The sequence below is a fragment of the Pseudomonas mediterranea CFBP 5447 genome (assembly GCF_000774145.1).
Taxonomy (GTDB): Bacteria; Pseudomonadota; Gammaproteobacteria; order Pseudomonadales; family Pseudomonadaceae; genus Aquipseudomonas; species Aquipseudomonas mediterranea.
Genome location: NZ_KN322985.1, coordinates 817,181 through 835,167, shown reverse-complemented (window position 1 = coordinate 835,167; position 17,987 = coordinate 817,181). Strand labels below are relative to the sequence as shown.

Below are 17,987 nucleotides of genomic sequence, written 5' to 3'. Positions count from 1 at the left end.
GTGGCGAGGAGCCGTTGTGGCGAGGGAGCTTGCTCCCGCTGGAGTGCGTAGCGCTCCCAAGATACGGGGCAAGCTCCCTCGCCACAGACTGGGTGATTTAGCGCCCGCCCATGATCGCGATGTAATCCTGGGTCCAGCGGCTGTACGGCACGAACTTGCCGCCCTCGGCCTGCGGGGTTTTCCAGAAGGCGATCTTGTCGAACTGGTCGAAGCCGTTGGTCTTGCACCCTTCAGCCCCCAGCAGCTCGCTGCCCTGGCACGCCGCAGGTACCGCCGGCAAGGAGCCGAACCACGCTGCCACATCACCCTGGACCTTCGGTTGCAGCGACCAGTCCATCCATTTGTAGGCGCAGTTGGGGTGCTTGGCCTCGGCGTGGAGCATGGTGGTGTCGGCCCAGCCGGTGGCGCCTTCCTTCGGAATGGTCGAGGCGATCGGTTGTTTTTCGTTGATCAAGCCGTTGACCTGGTACGGCCAGGCACCGGACGCCACCACGCCTTCGTTCTTGAAGTCACTCATCTGCACGGTAGTGTCATGCCAGTAGCGATGGATCAACGGTTGCTGGGCCCGCAGCAGCTCCAGCACGGCCTTGTACTGGGCTTCGTCGAGTTGATACGGATCCTTGATGCCCAGCTCGGGCTTGGCCGTCTTGAGGTACAGCGCCGCATCGGCGATGTAGATCGGCCCGTCGTAGGCCTGTACGCGCCCCTTGTTCGGCTTGCCATCGGGCAGGGTCTGGGCGCTGAACAACACGCTCCAACTGGTGGGTGCCTGCTTGAACACGTCGGTGTTGTACATCAGCACGTTCGGCCCCCACTGATAGGGCGTGCCGTAGGTCTGCTGGTTGACCACGTACCACGGCGCGTCCTTGAGGCGCGGATCGAGATTCTTCCAGTTGGGAATCAATGCGGTATTGATCGGCTGTACCCGCTTGCCGGCGATCAACCGCAGCGAAGCATCGCCCGAGGCAGTGACCAGGTCGTAGCCACCCTTGCTCATCAGGCTGACCATCTCGTCGGAGGTCGCGGCGGTTTTCACGTTGACCTTGCAGCCGGTTTCCTTCTCGAAACCGGTCACCCAGTCGTAGGCCTTGTCGCTTTCGCCCCGTTCGATGTAACCGGGCCAGGCGACGATATCCAGCTGACCTTCTCCCGCGCCGACGGTCTTTAGCGGTTCGGCGGCCTGGACGCTGACGCTGGCCAGCAGTGCCAGGGTGATTGCACTGAGCAATACGGTGTTGTGCGCGTACATGGGAATCCCTCTTGCTTTAATTATGGTCGGGGCAGTGTTTTCAACGGGTGAAGCGCCATGGATGGCCTGTTATCAGCGTAGTGCTGTTTATAAATGCTGGCCGTGGCGGGCCATGATGTGACGCACCACGCTGTAGTCCTGGAGCGAGTCGCTGGAGAGGTCTTTGCCATAGCCCGAGCGCTTGAGGCCGCCATGGGGCATTTCGCTGACCAGCATGAAGTGGCTGTTGATCCAGGTGCAGCCGTATTGCAGGCGCGCCGCCACCTGCATCGCCTTGTCCAGGTTCTGGGTCCATACCGAGGACGCCAGGCCGTATTCGGAGTCGTTGGCCCAGTCCACCGCCTGGCTGAGTTCGTCGAAGCGGGTCACGGTGACCACCGGGCCGAACACTTCGCGTTGGACGATTTCATCGCTTTGTTTGCAGCCAGCCAGCAAAGTCGGCTGGTAATAGAAGCCGGCACCGGAATGCACCGCCGCACCGGTGATGCGCTCGATGTGTGGCTGGCCGAGGGCGCGTTCGACGAAACTGGCGACGCGGTCACGCTGGCGGGTGCTGATCAACGGGCCGATTTCGTTGTCGGCGTCGCGTTTGCCGGCAAAGCGCAGGCTGCCGACCGCCGAGCCGAGTTCGGCCACCAGCCGGTCGTGAATGGCGCCCTGGGCGTAGATCCGGCAGGCCGCGGTGCAGTCCTGGCCGGCGTTGTAGTATCCATAGGTGCGCACGCCCTCGACCACCGCCTGGATGTCGGCATCGTCGCAGACGATCACCGGGGCCTTGCCGCCCAGTTCCAAGTGCGTGCGCTTGAGGGTTTTCGCCGCGGCCTGGAGGATTTTCTGGCCGGTGACGATATCTCCGGTCAGCGACACCATGCGCACCTTGGGATGGCTGACCAGATGGCTGCCGACCCCTTCGCCGCCTCCGCAGATGACGTTGATGACGCCCCGGGGCAGGATCTCGGCCAGCAGCGGTGCCAGGGCGAGGATCGACAGCGGCGTGTGTTCCGAAGGCTTGAACACCAGGGTGTTGCCGGCGGCCAGGGCCGGGGCGATTTTCCACGCGGCCATCATGATCGGGTAATTCCACGGGGCGATGGACGCGACCACGCCGATGGGGTCGCGACGCACCATGCTGGTGTAGCCCGGCAGGTACTCGCCGCTGAGCTGGCCGGTCTGGCAGCGCACGGCGCCGGCGAAGAAACGGAATACATCCACCGTGGCACTGAGATCATCCTGCCGCGCCAGGTGCAGTGGCTTGCCGCAGTTCAGCGATTCGAGACGGGCCAGTTGATCGGCATTCCTTTCAATGGCGCCGGCGATTTCCAATAGCAGGTTCGAGCGTTGTTGCGGAGTGGTGCGCGACCATCCATCGAAGGCGCGGTGAGCGGCCAGGATGGCTGCCTCGACCTGCTCGATGCTGGCCTCGGCAATAGAAACCAGTACTTCGCCGGTGGCCGGGTTGAGGATCGGCTCGACAAACCCCTCGCCGGAAACAAGCTCCCCATCGATCAGCAACGCGGTGCACAGTGGAGTTTGCGTGCCAGCCATGTCCGATTTCTCTTTTTATCGGTTGAAACACAGAACCTGTGGGAGCGAGCCTGCTCGCGATGGCGGTCTATCTGTTGACAGCGGCTTTAATGACACTCCGCCATCGCGAGCAGGCTCGCTCCCACAGGGATCGTGGTGATGCCGCAAGACTAGTGTGCGGCCCGCAGGCCGACAAATTCTAAATACTCAAATCTGCATTCGATTAAATAGATGGCTTGCGCCCGCCATGGGGTTGTTCCCGGGCGACGGTCAGGAATGGGTCGACCAGCGCCGGTCTCGACGAGCCGCGGCGCCAGGCCAGCCCCACGTCGAGGGTCTGGTTGAGGTCGGCGATCGGGCGCGCTTCGATGATGTCGCCCTCCAGGGACCAGGGGCGGTACGTCATGTCCGGTTGGATCGACACCCCCAGTCCCGCCGCCACCAGGCTGCGCACCGCTTCGGTCGAAGCGGTGCGCAGCGTGATCTTCGGTTGCAGACCGGCACCACGCCACAGGCGCTGGGCGTTGCGCTCCATCTCATCGACGTTCAGCTGGATCAGCGGTTCGCAGGCGACATCCGCCAGGCTGATGCTGTCGTGTTCCAGCAGCGAGTGCTGGGCCGGCAGCCACAAGCGATGCGGAGAATGGGTCAGTACTTCGGTCTGCAAGGCGTGGCGATCTTCGAGATTGGACAGGATGAGCACGCCGACATCGATTTCACCACTGACCAGCAGATGCTCGATATAAGGCCGCTCGTCCTCCATCACGCGGATCACCACATTCGGATAGGCACGCTGGAAGCGGGTCAACAGGTCGGCCAGATAGTAGCCGGCGACCAGGCTGGTAACGCCGACGGTCAGATGGCCGGCCACTTGGTCGGTACTCTGCTGCAGGCTGCGCTTGGCGTTGTCGACGGTGGCCAGAATCAGGTGGGCCTGGCGCAGGAACTGATGGCCTTGATGGGTCAGGGTCATGCCCTTGGCATGGCGGTTGAACAGGCTGACGCCGATCTCCTGCTCCAGCTGCTGGATGGCCAGGGTCAGGGTGGATTGGGAAATGAACGCGGCCTGTGCGGCGGCGGAAATCGAGCCGGTCTCGGCTACGGCGATGAAATGACGGATCTGACGCAGGGTCATCATGGGTAGACACCCGGTGGGCTGTTTTTATCGATGTTTTGCAGTCTATATCGTTTTTTCTGAAGGGTGGCGGCAACGCTCGAAGAGATGAGCAACATCTCGAAGCAATCTCGCCCACGACGCCGGGCACTTTCGATTTAGGCTGGTGGCCTTGCTCATCCGGTTACCCGAACACAGGGAGGCAACGAAAATGAATACCCGCGGATTGCTCGATCAGCTACTCAAGTCCGGCCAGGACCTTTTGCAGAACAAGGCGGGCGGCGCGCAGAACAAGCCGGCCGGCGGGCTTGGCGACCTGCTGGGCGGCAAGGCCGGGAGCGGCGGGCTTGGCGGCCTGCTTTCCGGCGCTGGCGGTGGTGCATTGGCGGCGGGGGCCATGGGCTTGCTGCTGGGCAACAAGAGAATCCGCAAGACCGGTGGCAAGGTAGCGCTCTACGGCGGTCTTGCCGCGCTGGGGGTGATCGCCTACAAGGCCTATGGCAATTGGCAGGCCCAGCAGGGCCGCGCGCCGCAGACGGAGCCCCAGACCCTGGACCGCGTCCCTGCGGCGCAGGTCGAGCAGCACAGCCAGGCCATCCTCAAGGCGTTGGTTGCGGCGGCCAAGGCCGACGGTCATGTGGATGAGCGTGAGCGGCAGTTGATCGAGGGCGAATTCACCAGGCTCGACAACGACCAGGAGCTGCGGCACTGGCTGCATGCCGAGCTCAACAAGCCCCTGGACCCGGCCGATGTCGCCCGCGCCGCCGGCACCCCGGAAATGGCCGCGGAAATGTACATCGCGAGTGTGATGCTGGTGGACGAGGAAAACTTCATGGAAAAGTCCTACCTCGATGAACTGGCGCGGCAACTCAAGCTGGAGCCGGGGTTGAAGGCCGAGCTGGAGAATCAGGTACGGCAGGCTGCGTATGAATAAACGTTTTCCCCTGTGGGAGCGAGCCTGCTCGCGATAGCGGTGAATCAGTCAAATTCATGTCGACTGGATGTCCGCTATCGCGAGCAGGCTCGCTCCCACAGGGGGTGTACCCAATACACCCGGCGCACCATGACCCTCGGCTATACTCCCCAGCATTTCGAAGTCCTCCGAGGTTTTACTGTGAAGAACTGGACGTTGCGCCAACGCATCCTGGCGAGTTTTGCGGTAGTCATCGCCATCATGCTGCTGATGGTGGTGGTCTCGTATTCGCGGTTGTTGAAGATCCAGGACAGTGAAGAGCGGGTACGTACCGATGCCGTGCCCGGGGTGTATTACAGTTCCATGATCCGCGGGGGCTGGGTCGACAGCTACGTCCTGACCCAACAGATCGTCGGCCTTTCGGGCAACCGGGAAATCACCGCCGAGGACAAGGCTCGTTACCAGGGCTTCGAGCAGCATCTGCGTGAAGAAATACAGAACTATCAGAAGCTGATCCAGAACCCGGCCGACCAGGCCTCTTTCGATGAGTTCGAAACCAATCACCAGGCATTCAACCTGGCGATGGCGAAAGTCCTCGACCTCTATCAGCGCAAGGATTACGAAGGCGCGCGGCAAGCGCTGGACAAAGAGCTGACCCCCGCCTGGATCGGTGGGCGCACGCACCTGAACCATATCATCGAACGCAATCGTGAACTGGCGGAACAGGCCACCGCGACCATAGACGATGCCGTAGCGGCAGCCAAGGTCGCCATGGGCCTGTCGTTTCTCGTCGCGATAGTCGTTGCCATTCTCTGCGGGCTGTTGCTGATGCGCGCGATCATGGCGCCGATGAACCGCATCGTGGAAATTCTCGAGGTCATGCGCAGCGGTGATCTGAGCGGACGCCTGAACCTGGCGCGCAAAGACGAATTCGGCGCAGTGGAAACCGGCTTCAACGACATGATGGCCGAGCTGACGTCCCTGGTGTCCCAGGCCCAGCGCTCGTCGGTGCAAGTCACCACCTCGGTGACCGAGATCGCCGCCACCTCCCGCCAGCAACAGGCCACGGCCACGGAAACCGCCGCCACCACCACGGAGATCGGCGCCACCTCTCGCGAGATCGCTGCGACCTCCCGCGATCTGGTGCGCACCATGACCGAAGTCTCCACCGCCGCCGACCAGGCCTCGGTGGCCGCCGGTTCCGGCCAGCAGGGCCTGGCGCGCATGGAAGAAACCATGCATTCGGTCATGGGCGCCGCCAACCTGGTGAATGCCAAGCTGGCGATCCTCAACGAGAAGGCCGGCAACATCAACCAGGTGGTGGTCACCATCGTCAAGGTGGCCGACCAGACCAACCTGTTGTCCCTTAACGCTGCCATCGAAGCCGAGAAGGCCGGCGAATACGGTCGTGGTTTCGCCGTGGTCGCCACCGAGGTACGCCGCCTGGCCGACCAGACGGCGGTCGCCACCTATGACATCGAGCAGATGGTGCGTGAAATCCAGTCCGCCGTGTCCGCCGGTGTGATGGGCATGGACAAGTTCTCCGAAGAGGTTCGCCGCGGCATGGCCGAGGTGCAGCAGGTCGGTGAACAGCTGTCGCAAATCATCCATCAGGTCCAGGCGCTGGCGCCGCGGGTGCTGATGGTCAATGAGGGCATGCAGGCCCAGGCCACCGGGGCCGAACAGATCAACCATGCCCTGGTGCAGTTGGGCGATGCCAGCAGCCAGACCGTGGAGTCCTTGCGTCAGGCCAGTTCGGCCATCGACGAGCTGAGCCAGGTAGCCGTCGGGCTGCGTGGCGGCGTCTCGCGTTTCAAAGTCTGATGGGCGAATTCGAGGCCAGGCGTGGCGCCGCTCAGGTGGCCCGGCAAACCTTGTTCCTGATGTTTTGCATCGGCAACGAGCGCTATGCCCTGCAGGCCATCGACGTGGTGGAGGTGCTGCCACGCCTGCCGCTCAAGCCGATCGCCCGGGCGCCTGCCTGGGTGGCGGGGGTGTTCGCCTGGCGCGGAACAGTGGTGCCGGTGATCGACCTGTGCAGCCTGGCCTTTGGCCAACGCGCCGAGGCCCGTACCAGTACGCGGCTGGTGCTGGTGCATTACCGTCCCGACGAGCAACTGCCGGGGCAGGTGCTGGGGTTGATCCTGGAACAGGCCACCGACACGTTGCGCTGCGACCCGCTGGAGTTTCAGCCGTATGGCCTGGATAACCGGCAGGCGCCGTACCTGGGCCCGGTGCGCGAAGATGCCCAGGGGCTGTTGCAATGGGTGCGGGTCGATGACCTGCTCGACGAGTCGGTCCGCGCCGTGCTGTTTCCCACACCGCCGTTGAGCCTCGATGGCGTTGAGGCAGGGCCATGAACAGCGATCAGCGTTTTTTCGATTTCCTCAAGGAGCGCATCGGTCTGGATGTCACCTCCGTCGGCACCGCCATCATCGAACGCGCCGTGCGCCAGCGCATCATCGCCGTACCTGGGCGAACCGCCGATGAATATTGGCACAGCCTGCAGGCATCGACCCAGGAACAGCAAGCGCTGATCGAAGCGGTGATCGTCCCGGAAACCTGGTTCTTCCGCTACCCGGAGTCTTTCGCGACCCTCGCCCGGCTGGCTGTCAAACGCCTGGCCGAAATCAGGCACTTGCGCGCCCTGCGTATTCTCAGTCTGCCGTGCTCCACCGGCGAAGAACCCTACTCCATCGCCATGGCCTTGTTCGATGCGGGCCTGGAGCCTCATCAATTCAAGGTCGACGGGCTGGACGTCAGCCCGCTGTCGATAGAGCGAGCCAGGGACGCGCGTTATGGCAGGAACTCGTTCCGTGGCGCAGACCTGAGTTTTCGCGAGCGACACTTCACTCTCGACGGGGAGGGCTACCGCCTCAGCGAGCGGGTGCGCGAACAGGTGCGCCTGCAAGTGGGTAACCTGTTGGATCCGGCACTGCTGGCGAACGAAGCGCCCTACGATTTTGTGTTCTGTCGCAACTTGCTGATCTATTTCGACCAGCCGACCCAACAAACGGTGTTCGAGGTGCTCAAGCGCCTGACCCATCAGGACGGCGTGCTGTTCATCGGCCCCGCCGAGGGCAGTTTGCTCGGGCGGCTGGGCATGCGCTCGATCGGTGCCGCCCAGTCGTTCGCCTTCAGCCGCCAGGGCGCTCCCGAGCCTCAACCGTTGCCGGCCTTGATGCCCACGCCGTTGCCGATTCGCCAGGCACCACCCCGTGCCGTCCCCCCTGCGGTTCGGCCCCGGCCGTTCATGACAAGCGTGACGCCGAAGGTCGAACCGGCAAGCAGTGACGCCGCCACCTTGCTTGCCAATATCGCTGCCCTGGCCAACGGCGGCAACAGTGCCGAGGCCCGTGCGGCCTGCGAGCAATACCTGCGCAGTCATGCGCCCAGTGCCCAGGTGTTCTACTGGCTGGGCCTGCTCAGTGACATGGCCGGCAGTGCGCTCGAAGCCCAGGGCTTCTATCGCAAGGCGCTTTATCTTGAGCCGCAACACGCCGAGGCCCTGGTGCATCTGGCGGCGTTGCTGGCTTCCCAGGGAGACGCGGCCGGAGCCCGTCGATTGCAGGAACGCGCCGCCCGCAGCGGTCGCTTGGCTGACAGTGAGCGTAAATGATGAGCGGTTCGGCTTTCCATAACGTCATCCATGACGACGCCCAGGCAATCGATGACTGCTGGAACCGCATCGGCGTGCATGGCGACAAATCCTGCCCGTTGCTGGCCGAGCACATCCACTGCCGCAACTGCTCGGTGTATTCGGCCGCGGCCACCCGCTTGCTGGACCGCTATGCCTTGCAGCAGGACGACCGGGACCTGGCCCATGCCCCGGTAGACAGTGATGTGATAACGCGCTCGCTGCTGATGTTCCGCCTGGGTGAAGAGTGGCTGGCGTTGACCACCCGCAGCCTGGTGGAGGTGGCGCCGCTGCAACCGATCCATTCGTTGCCGCACCAGCGTTCCCGTGCGTTGTTGGGGGTGGCGAATGTGCGCGGGGCGCTGGTGGCCTGCCTTTCGCTGGTTGAGCTGTTGGATCTGGAGCCCGGCCCGGCAATGGCGGCCGGCGGTCGGGTCATGCCGCGGATGTTGATCGTCGCCGCCCAGGGTGGGCCGGTGGTGGTGCCGGTGGACGAAGTGGACGGCATTCATGCCATCGATGAACGCATCCTGGCGGCTGCTTCACAGTCCGGTGGCAAGTACACCCGTGGCGTCTTGCATTACAAAGGTCGCAGCCTGCGCTGGCTGGATGAGGAACAGCTACTGTCCGCCGTGACCCGGAGCCTGTCATGACCCCCGATCAGATGCGCGACGCCTCGTTGCTGGAGCTGTTCAGCCTGGAAGCCGAGGCCCAGACCCAGGTGCTGAGCGCCGGCCTGCTGGCCTTGGAGCGTGACCCGACCCAGGCCGACTCTCTTGAGTCGTGTATGCGCGCGGCCCATTCCCTCAAGGGCGCGGCGCGGATTGTCGGTGTGGACGCCGGGGTCAGCGTGGCTCACGTCATGGAGGATTGCCTGGTCAGTGCCCAGGAGCGTCGCCTGGTCCTGCGCGCCGAACACATCGATGCCTTGTTGCAAGGCACCGACCTGTTGACGCGCATCGCCACGCCGGGCAACAGCGTCGGCGCGGCGGACGTCGAAGGCTACGTGGCTCTGATGGCGCGCTTGCTCGATCCTGCCGCACCACAGGCGCCGGTCGCGACACCGCCGAAGATCGAGATGCCCGCCGACCCCGTACCCGACGAACCGCCGGAGCCGGTCACGCCGGCGCAAGCGTCCCCCAAGGGCAAGCGGGTCGCCGAAGGTGGGGAGCGGGTACTGCGGGTCACCGCCGAACGGCTCAACAGCCTGTTGGATCTGTCGAGCAAATCCCTGGTGGAGACCCAGCGCCTCAAGCCCTGGCTGGCGACGATGCAACGGCTCAAGCGCCAACAGAGCAACGGCTTGCGCGCCCTGGAGGAGTTGAACGCACATCTCAAGGACCACGCCCTGAGCCTGCAGGCCGAGGAGGCCCTTGGCGATGCCCGCCGCCTGCTGGCCGAAACCCAGCAGTTGCTGGCGCAGAAGACCGCCGAGCTGGACGAGTTCGCCTGGCAGGCCAGCCAACGGGCGCAGGTGCTGTACGACACGGCGCTGGCCTGTCGCATGCGGCCTTTCGCGGATGTGCTGTCGGGCCAGGCGCGGATGGTGCGTGACCTGGGCCGTAGCCTGGGCAAACAGGTGCGCCTCGAAATCGAGGGCGAGAAAACCCAGGTCGACCGCGATGTGCTGGAAAAACTCGAGGCGCCGTTGACCCACCTGCTGCGCAATGCCGTCGACCACGGCATCGAACCCCCGGAGCAACGGGTGCTGGCCGGCAAGCCCGCCGAAGGCCTGATCCGCTTGCGCGCCTCCCATCAGGCCGGCCTGTTGGTGCTGGAACTGGCGGATGATGGCGCGGGCGTCGACCTTGAACGCGTGCGGCGCAGTGTCGTCGAGCGCGGGCTTTCTCCCGAGCAGACCGCCGCCAGCCTGAGTGAAGAGGAACTGCTGACGTTCCTGTTCCTGCCTGGCTTCAGCCTGCGGGACAAGGTCACCGAAGTGTCCGGGCGCGGGGTCGGCCTGGATGCCGTCCAGCACATGGTCCGGCAATTGCGTGGCGCGGTGGTATTGGAGCAGACGGCGGGCGAAGGCAGCCGTTTCCACCTCGAAGTACCGCTGACCCTTTCGGTGGTCCGCAGTCTGGTGGTGGCGGTCGGTGATGAGGCCTATGCCTTTCCCCTGGCCCATATCGAACGCATGTGCGACCTGGCGCCGGAAGACATCGTGCAGGTCGAGGGGCGCCAGCATTTCTGGCACGAAGGCCGACACGTCGGGCTGGTCGCGGCCAGCCAATTGCTCAATCGTCCGGCAACGCAGGACAGTGGCCAGAGTCTCAAGGTGGTGGTCATTCGCGAGCGCGAGGCGATCTACGGCGTGGCGGTGGAGCGCTTCATCGGCGAAAGGACCCTGGTGGTCCTGCCGCTGGACGAACGCTTGGGCAAGGTTCAGGACATTTCCGCCGGGGCCTTGCTGGACGACGGCTCGGTGGTGTTGATCGTCGATGTCGAAGACCTGCTGCGTTCGGTGGACAAGCTGCTCGACACCGGACGCCTGGAGCGCATCGCCCGGCAGAACCAGGCCCAGGCATCGCGCAAGCGGATCCTGGTGGTGGATGACTCCCTGACCGTGCGTGAGTTGCAACGCAAGCTGTTGCAGGGTCGCGGCTACGACGTCGCCGTGGCGGTGGATGGCATGGATGGCTGGAACGCGTTGCGTTCGGAGGAGTTCGATTTGTTGATCACCGACATCGACATGCCGCGCATGGACGGTATCGAACTGGTGTCGCTGTTGCGCCGCGACAACCGCTTGCAGTCGCTGCCGGTGATGGTGGTGTCCTACAAGGACCGCGAAGAAGATCGCCGCCGTGGCCTGGACGCCGGAGCCGACTATTATCTGGCCAAGGCGAGTTTCCATGACGACGCCTTGCTCGATGCCGTGGTCGAACTCATCGGAGGCGCTCGCGCTTGAAAATTGCCATCGTCAATGACATGCCCCTGGCAGTCGAGGCCCTGCGCCGCGCGCTGGCGTTCGAGCCGGCGCATCAGGTGGCCTGGGTGGCCGCAAACGGGGCGGAGGCGGTACAGCGCTGCGCCGAATATCTCCCGGACCTGATCCTCATGGACCTGTTCATGCCGGTCATGGATGGCGTAGAAGCCACCCGGCGGATCATGGCCGAAACACCCTGCGCCATCGTGATCGTTACCGGTGACAGCCAGCAGAACGTCCACCGGGTGTTCGAAGCCATGGGCCATGGCGCGCTGGACGTGGTCGACACGCCGGCCTTGGGGGTGGGTAATCCCGAGAGCGCGGCGGCACCGTTGCTGCGCAAGATCACCAACATCGGCTGGCTGATCGGCGAGCGTGCCAATCGTGCACGGGGCGCACCGGCTGCGCCACGTCCCGCCGCGTCCCGTAACGGCCTGGTAGCCATCGGCTCGTCGGCCGGCGGCCCGGCCGCGCTGGAGGTCTTGCTCAAGGGCCTGCCGCTGCACTTCGCCCCGGCCATCGTGCTGGTCCAGCATGTGGACGAGGTGTTTGCCGCCGGCATGGCCGAATGGTTGAGCAGTGCGTCGGGCCACAAGGTTCGCCTGGCACGACACGGCGAACCGCCACAAAGTGGCACGGTGTTGCTCGCCGGCACCAACCACCATTTGCGTCTGTTGAAGGATGGCACCCTGGCCTACACGGCCGAACCGGTGAACGAGATCTATCGGCCCTCCATCGACGTGTTCTTTGAAAGCGTCGCGAGCTTCTGGAATGGCGACGCGGTGGGTATTTTGCTCACCGGTATGGGCCGCGACGGGGCTCAGGGGCTTAAACTCATGCGCCAGCAAGGCTATGTGACCATCGCCCAGGACCAGCGGAGCAGCGCGGTGTACGGCATGCCCAAGGCAGCGGCGGCCATCGATGCGGCTGCGCAGATTCTGGCGCTGGACAACATGGCGCCACGGTTGATAGAGATTTTTTCCAGATGACAACCCTCAGCAGTCCTGGCCAAAGCCGCACTCAGGTGAGCCACCATGAATGAATTACAGCTCGACGATTACAAGAGCGATGAGAATGCCGCCATGGTCTTGCTCGTCGACGACCAGGCAATGATCGGCGAGGCGGTTCGGCGCGGGTTGTCGAATGAAGAGAACATCGATTTCCACTTCTGCTCCGACCCCCACCAGGCCGTCGCCCATGCGATCCGCATCAAGCCGACGGTGATTCTGCAGGACCTGGTGATGCCCGGCCTCGACGGCCTGAGCCTGGTGCGCGAATACCGTAACCATCCGGCCACCCGCGACATTCCGATCATCGTCCTGTCCACCAAGGAAGACCCGCTGGTCAAGAGCGCGGCGTTTGCCGCCGGCGCCAACGATTACCTGGTCAAGTTGCCGGACAACATCGAGCTGGTGGCGCGTATCCGCTATCACTCGCGGTCCTACACCATGTTGTTGCAGCGCGACGCGGCCTACCGTGCCCTGCGGGTCAGCCAGCAGCAACTGCTCGATACCAACCTGATGCTGCAACGCCTGATGAACTCCGATGGCCTGACCGGGTTGTCCAATCGCCGGCACTTCGACGAATACCTGGAGCTGGAGTGGCGACGGGCGATGCGGGACCAGTCCCAGCTGTCGCTGTTGATGATCGACGTGGACTACTTCAAGTCCTACAACGACAACTTCGGCCACCTGGAGGGTGACGAAGCCTTGCGCAAAGTCGCCACGGCGATCCGTGAGGCCTGCAGCCGCCCATCCGATCTGCCGGCCCGCTACGGCGGCGAGGAGTTCGCCCTGGTACTGCCCGGCACCTCGCCCGGCGGCGCCCGGTTGATGGCCGAAAAACTGCGCCAGAGCGTGCTCGCCCTGAAAATCCCCCACACCGTACCCGAGGAGGGCGCGAGCCTGACCGTCAGCGTCGGCGTCTCGACCATCACCCCGCAACAGGGCAGCGAAAGCCGGCAACTGATATCAGCGGCGGATAAAGGGTTGTATATGGCCAAGCACAATGGGCGTAACCGGGTGGGCATCGAGTAAGTCCCAAGGCAACAAAAAGACTTTTTGTGGCGAGGGGATTTATCCCCGCTGGGACGCGTAGCGGCCCTGAAATCCGACAGCTCGGTGCGCCTGGCAAATCGAGTTGGCTATTTTGGGGCTGCTGCGCAGCCCAACGGGGATTAATCCCCACGCCACAGGTCTGTGTTGCCTGTGGGAGCTGTGTTGAATCTCATTGCCCCCCAAGCCGCCAGGCGGGCTGCCGTCGGCGCTTGATTACGTTATACTCGCCGGCTTTCAAAAGTTCGCCAACGAGTGCTGCCCGCCATGGAAATCAACCCGATCCTTAACACCATCAAGGACCTGTCCGAGCGCTCCGAAACTATTCGGGGGTATCTTTGACTACGATCAAAAGCATGAGCGTCTGACCGAAGTCAATCGCGAGCTTGAAGATCCGAGCGTCTGGAACAAGCCTGAGTACGCCCAGGAACTGGGCCGCGAGCGCTCTGCGCTGGCGCAGATCGTCGAGACCCTGGACGAATTGTCCAGTGGCCTGGCCGATTGCCGCGACCTGCTGGACATGGCTGTCGAAGAAAACGACGAAGGCGCGGTCGGTGACGTGGTCGCCGAGCTGACACGCCTCGACGAGGCCCTGGCCAAGCTGGAATTCCGCCGCATGTTCAGCGGCGAGATGGACATGAACAACGCCTACCTGGACATCCAGGCCGGTTCCGGCGGCACCGAAGCCCAGGACTGGGCCAACATCCTGCTGCGCATGTACCTGCGCTGGGCCGACAAACGTGGCTTCGACGCGACCATCATGGAACTGTCGGCCGGCGAAGTCGCCGGGATCAAGGGGGCCACCGTGCACATCAAGGGTGAATACGCCTTTGGCTGGCTGCGTACCGAGATCGGCGTGCACCGCCTGGTGCGCAAGAGCCCGTTCGACTCCGGCAACCGTCGCCACACCTCGTTCTCGGCGGTGTTCGTGTCCCCCGAGATCGACGACAAGGTGGAAATCGAGATCAACCCGGCAGACCTGCGCATCGACACCTACCGCTCCTCGGGCGCTGGTGGCCAGCACGTCAACACCACCGACTCGGCGGTACGGATCACCCACGTGCCGACCAACACCGTGGTCAGTTGCCAGAACGAACGGTCCCAGCACGCCAACAAAGACACCGCGATGAAAATGCTCCGGGCCCGCTTGTACGAGCAGGAGATCCAGAAGCGCAACGCGGCGTCCCAGGCCCTGGAGGACAGCAAGTCCGACATCGGTTGGGGTCACCAGATCCGCTCCTATGTGCTCGATGCCTCGCGCATCAAGGACCTGCGCACCAACATCGAACGCAGCGACTGCGACAAGGTGCTAGACGGCGACATCGACGAATACCTGGAAGCGAGCCTCAAACAAGGGCTGTAACGCGACACCCATGCGGCAGGCGGGCACGCTTTTGCGAAAGCGCGGCCCGTCGGCAAACTCTGGCCCCGGGGCCAGGGGCAACGAACCTGTGATGGAATCCTTAAAGACATGAGCGACCTAGAACTCGACCCGCAAGCCCTGCAACAGGAAGAAAACTCCCTGATCGCCCTGCGCAAGGAAAAGCTTGCTGCCGAGCGCAACAAGGGCCAGGCCTTCCCCAACGACTTCCGCCGCGACGCCTACTGCGACGCCCTGCAGAAGAAGTACGCGGACAAGACCAAGGAAGAGCTGGCCGAGGCGGCGATTCCAGTCAAGGTGGCCGGTCGTATCATGCTCGACCGTGGTTCGTTCCTGGTGATCCAGGACATGACCGGTCGCATCCAGGTCTACGTCAACCGCAAGACCCTGCCGGAAGAAACCCTGGCCGCCGTCAAGACCTGGGACCTGGGCGACATCATCGCCGCCGAAGGCACCCTGGCCCGCTCCGGCAAGGGTGACCTGTACGTCGAAATGACCAGCGTGCGCCTGCTGACCAAATCCCTGCGCCCGTTGCCGGACAAGCATCACGGCCTGACCGACACCGAGCAGCGCTATCGCCAGCGCTACGTCGACCTGATCGTCAACGAAGACGTGCGCCAGACGTTCCGCGTGCGCTCCCAGGTGATCGCCCATATCCGCAGCTTCCTGATGAAGCGTGACTTCCTGGAAGTCGAGACGCCGATGCTGCAGACCATTCCCGGCGGTGCGGCGGCCAAGCCGTTCGAAACCCACCACAACGCCCTGGACATGGAAATGTTCCTGCGTATCGCGCCGGAGCTGTACCTCAAGCGGCTGGTGGTCGGCGGGTTTGAAAAAGTCTTCGAGATCAACCGCAACTTCCGTAACGAAGGCGTTTCGACCCGGCACAACCCCGAGTTCACCATGCTCGAGTTCTACCAGGCCTACGCCGACTACGAAGACAACATGGACCTGACCGAGGAACTGTTCCGCGAGCTGGCGCAGCTTGTGCTCGGGACCACCGACGTGCCGTACGGCGACAAGGTGTTCCACTTCGGTGAGCCGTTCGCGCGCCTGTCGGTGTTCGATTCGATCCTCAAGTACAACCCTGAACTGACCGCCGATGACCTCAACGACATCGACAAGGCCCGCGCCATCGCCAAGAAGGCCGGTGCCAAGGTGCTCGGCTTCGAAGGCCTGGGCAAGTTGCAGGTGATGATTTTCGAAGAGCTGGTGGAGCACAAGCTGGAGCAGCCGCACTTCATTACCCAATACCCGTTCGAAGTGTCGCCGCTGGCTCGCCGCAACGACGAGAACCCGAACGTGACCGACCGTTTCGAGTTGTTCATCGGCGGCCGCGAAATCGCCAACGCCTACTCCGAGCTCAATGACGCCGAGGACCAGGCCGAGCGCTTCATGGCCCAGGTGGCCGACAAGGACGCCGGCGACGACGAAGCCATGCACTACGACGCCGACTTCGTGCGCGCCCTGGAGTACGGCATGCCGCCTACGGCCGGCGAAGGGATCGGTATCGATCGCCTGGTGATGTTGCTGACCAACTCACCGTCGATCCGGGATGTGATCCTCTTCCCGCACATGCGGCCTCAAGCATAAGTGTTTCAATTAAAAAACCGCCTGGAAGGGCGGTTTTTTATTGCCTGTCTGGTACAAACGTATCAATTGGTTACTTTTGAAATAGCGAGGAAAGACCTGTCGTGAATCGTGCAATGTCTCCAGAAGGTGCAGCGGGCGTCGCCACTGCAGTCGCTGAAAGTGTTCAGTACCAGGGCCGCAAGGCGAGCCGACAGGGCAGTGAACAGCGTCGCCAGGAGATTCTCGATGCGGCCATGCGCATTGTGGTGCGCGATGGTGTGCGAGCCGTGCGACACCGGGCCGTGGCCGCCGAAGCGGGCGTGCCGTTGTCCGCCACCACGTATTATTTCAAGGACATCGATGACCTGCTCACCGATACCTTCGCCCAGTACGTGGAGCGCAGCGCGGCGTTCATGGCCAAGCTGTGGACCAACAACGAAGGCTTGCTGCGGGAAATGGTCGCGTACGGCGACGGCAGCCCCGAATCCCGTTCGCAACTGGCCGATGATATTGCCCGGATGACCGCTGACTACGTGCAGCATCAACTGGACAGCCGCCGCGACTACCTGATGGCCGAGCAGGCCTTCCGCCAGGAAGCGCTGCTCAACCCGCGCCTGGCGGAACTGGTGCGCTCGCACCAGCAGATCCTGCTGCATGGCACCTGCCAGTTTTTCCAGGTGTTGGGCTCCCGCGAGCCGCAACAGGATGCCAAAGTGTTGACGGCGATTATCGGACGGATGGAATATCAGGGCTTGCTCAATGGTACCGAGCCTGTCGCCGGTGAAGACATGCTCGGCATTTTGACCCGCTACATGCACCTGGTATTGGCGTCTGTCTGAACACACAGCCCCTGTGGCGAGGGGATTTATCCCCGCTGGGCTGCGTAGCAGCCCCAAAACTGGCGACTCAATTAACATGAAATATCGAGTCGCGTGGTTTCAGGGCCGCTACGCGCCCCAGCGGGGATAAATCCCCTCGCCACAAAGGTCCAGTCGCCAGCCATAGGGAGTTCCAATGAAAGCCTGGCATGCCGTTGTAATGGCCGTGTCGTTGCTGCTGCTCAGTGGCTGCCTGGTGTCCTTCAAGGCGCCGTTGCCCGACGCCGAGGTCGCGCCCAAGGGCCTGCTCGGCCATTGGACCAGTACCAATGCCTGGGGCGAGCCGCTGAACCTGGAACTGACGAAAGTCGGCAAGCACCGCTACCAGGCTATCAGTTACTTCAGGGCCAGGCCCCAGGAGCGGGAAGCCATTCCCCTGACCGTTTCCCGTCACGGCAGCCGCTGGTACCTGTCGGCCAAGGTACCGGCCCGGTACGGCGGGCATTTCGTGATCGCCGGTTTCGAACTGACCGACAAGCAGGAACTGGTGGTTTATAACCTGGACATGGAACAGATCAACCAGGCCATCGGCCAGAAAATCCTCAGCGGCCAGCCGAGCCGGAGTGAGGAGGGCGATGGGGTCCTGGTGGACAGCGACATGAACAAAGTCTTCAGTTACCTCGACGACCCGGCCAATTCCGATGTGTTTTCGGAGGCCGTGCGTTACCAGCGGCTCAAATCCCAATAGACTCAGGCATCAATAACAGCAACAAGCGGACGTTTTTCACAGGAGTTCCGG

At 63.3% G+C, this 17,987-nt stretch carries 15 protein-coding genes; 12 read left to right on the top strand and 3 right to left on the bottom strand.

Going from position 1 to position 17,987, the window contains the following annotated elements; translation table 11 throughout:
- Positions 1 to 97: 97 nt before the first annotated feature.
- The 3 genes from ydcS to N005_RS16250 form a co-directional block, all read right to left on the bottom strand.
- Entirely contained in the window at positions 98 to 1,249 is a 1,152-nt protein-coding gene (ydcS, locus tag N005_RS16260; protein ID WP_047702110.1) for a putative ABC transporter substrate-binding protein YdcS, read from the bottom strand.
- Positions 1,250 to 1,336: 87 nt separating this feature from the next.
- The gene (locus tag N005_RS16255) at positions 1,337 to 2,794 is read right to left on the bottom strand and encodes a gamma-aminobutyraldehyde dehydrogenase (RefSeq protein WP_047702109.1); all 1,458 of its coding nucleotides are present in this window, start codon (positions 2,792 to 2,794) and stop codon (positions 1,337 to 1,339) included.
- A gap of 202 nt (positions 2,795 to 2,996) precedes the next feature.
- Entirely contained in the window at positions 2,997 to 3,911 is a 915-nt protein-coding gene (locus tag N005_RS16250) for a LysR family transcriptional regulator (RefSeq protein ID WP_047702108.1), read from the bottom strand.
- 187 nt (positions 3,912 to 4,098) lie between these two features.
- On the opposite strand from N005_RS16250, the gene N005_RS16245 reads away from it, so the two are divergent.
- The 12 genes from N005_RS16245 (at position 4,099) to N005_RS16190 (ending at position 17,936) form a co-directional block, all read left to right on the top strand.
- The gene (locus N005_RS16245; RefSeq protein ID WP_047702107.1) at positions 4,099 to 4,821 is read left to right on the top strand and encodes a tellurite resistance TerB family protein; all 723 of its coding nucleotides are present in this window, start codon (positions 4,099 to 4,101) and stop codon (positions 4,819 to 4,821) included.
- A 180-nt stretch (positions 4,822 to 5,001) separates the two neighbouring features.
- The gene (locus N005_RS16240) at positions 5,002 to 6,624 is read left to right on the top strand and encodes a methyl-accepting chemotaxis protein (RefSeq protein WP_047702248.1); all 1,623 of its coding nucleotides are present in this window, start codon (positions 5,002 to 5,004) and stop codon (positions 6,622 to 6,624) included.
- Positions 6,624 to 7,160: a chemotaxis protein CheW gene (locus N005_RS16235; RefSeq protein WP_047702106.1), complete on the top strand. Its 537-nt coding sequence runs from the start codon at positions 6,624 to 6,626 to the stop codon at positions 7,158 to 7,160. Before N005_RS16240 ends, N005_RS16235 begins: the two co-directional genes overlap by 1 nt.
- Positions 7,157 to 8,419: a CheR family methyltransferase gene (locus N005_RS16230; RefSeq protein WP_047702105.1), complete on the top strand. Its 1,263-nt coding sequence runs from the start codon at positions 7,157 to 7,159 to the stop codon at positions 8,417 to 8,419. The genes N005_RS16235 and N005_RS16230 overlap by 4 nt, the downstream gene beginning before the upstream one ends.
- Positions 8,419 to 9,090 (top strand): chemotaxis protein CheW, encoded by a 672-nt coding sequence (locus tag N005_RS16225; protein ID WP_047702104.1) that lies wholly within the window; start codon positions 8,419 to 8,421, stop codon positions 9,088 to 9,090. Before N005_RS16230 ends, N005_RS16225 begins: the two co-directional genes overlap by 1 nt.
- Entirely contained in the window at positions 9,087 to 11,345 is a 2,259-nt protein-coding gene (locus N005_RS16220; protein ID WP_047702103.1) for a hybrid sensor histidine kinase/response regulator, read from the top strand. Before N005_RS16225 ends, N005_RS16220 begins: the two co-directional genes overlap by 4 nt.
- Positions 11,342 to 12,352, top strand: a complete 1,011-nt coding sequence (gene cheB, locus N005_RS16215) for a chemotaxis response regulator protein-glutamate methylesterase (RefSeq protein WP_047702102.1) — start codon at positions 11,342 to 11,344, stop codon at positions 12,350 to 12,352. Before N005_RS16220 ends, cheB begins: the two co-directional genes overlap by 4 nt.
- A gap of 45 nt (positions 12,353 to 12,397) precedes the next feature.
- Positions 12,398 to 13,399 carry a response regulator gene (locus N005_RS16210; RefSeq protein ID WP_047702101.1) on the top strand — a complete coding sequence of 334 codons (1,002 nt, stop codon included), beginning with the start codon at positions 12,398 to 12,400 and terminating at the stop codon, positions 13,397 to 13,399.
- A 285-nt stretch (positions 13,400 to 13,684) separates the two neighbouring features.
- Positions 13,685 to 14,780 (top strand): peptide chain release factor 2 gene (gene prfB / locus N005_RS16205; protein ID WP_139646090.1). Its coding sequence is split into 2 segments (ribosomal slippage): positions 13,685 to 13,756 and positions 13,758 to 14,780, totalling 1,095 coding nucleotides; the frame shifts between segments, so codons are not numbered across the junction.
- Between the two features lie 108 nt (positions 14,781 to 14,888).
- Positions 14,889 to 16,391 carry a lysine--tRNA ligase gene (lysS, locus tag N005_RS16200; RefSeq protein ID WP_047702100.1) on the top strand — a complete coding sequence of 501 codons (1,503 nt, stop codon included), beginning with the start codon at positions 14,889 to 14,891 and terminating at the stop codon, positions 16,389 to 16,391.
- A 113-nt stretch (positions 16,392 to 16,504) separates the two neighbouring features.
- On the top strand, positions 16,505 to 17,209 hold the full coding sequence (locus N005_RS16195) for a TetR/AcrR family transcriptional regulator (RefSeq protein ID WP_047702099.1): 705 nt from the start codon (positions 16,505 to 16,507) through the stop codon (positions 17,207 to 17,209).
- Between the two features lie 175 nt (positions 17,210 to 17,384).
- Positions 17,385 to 17,936 carry a hypothetical protein gene (locus tag N005_RS16190; protein ID WP_047702098.1) on the top strand — a complete coding sequence of 184 codons (552 nt, stop codon included), beginning with the start codon at positions 17,385 to 17,387 and terminating at the stop codon, positions 17,934 to 17,936.
- Positions 17,937 to 17,987: the final 51 nt, after the last annotated feature.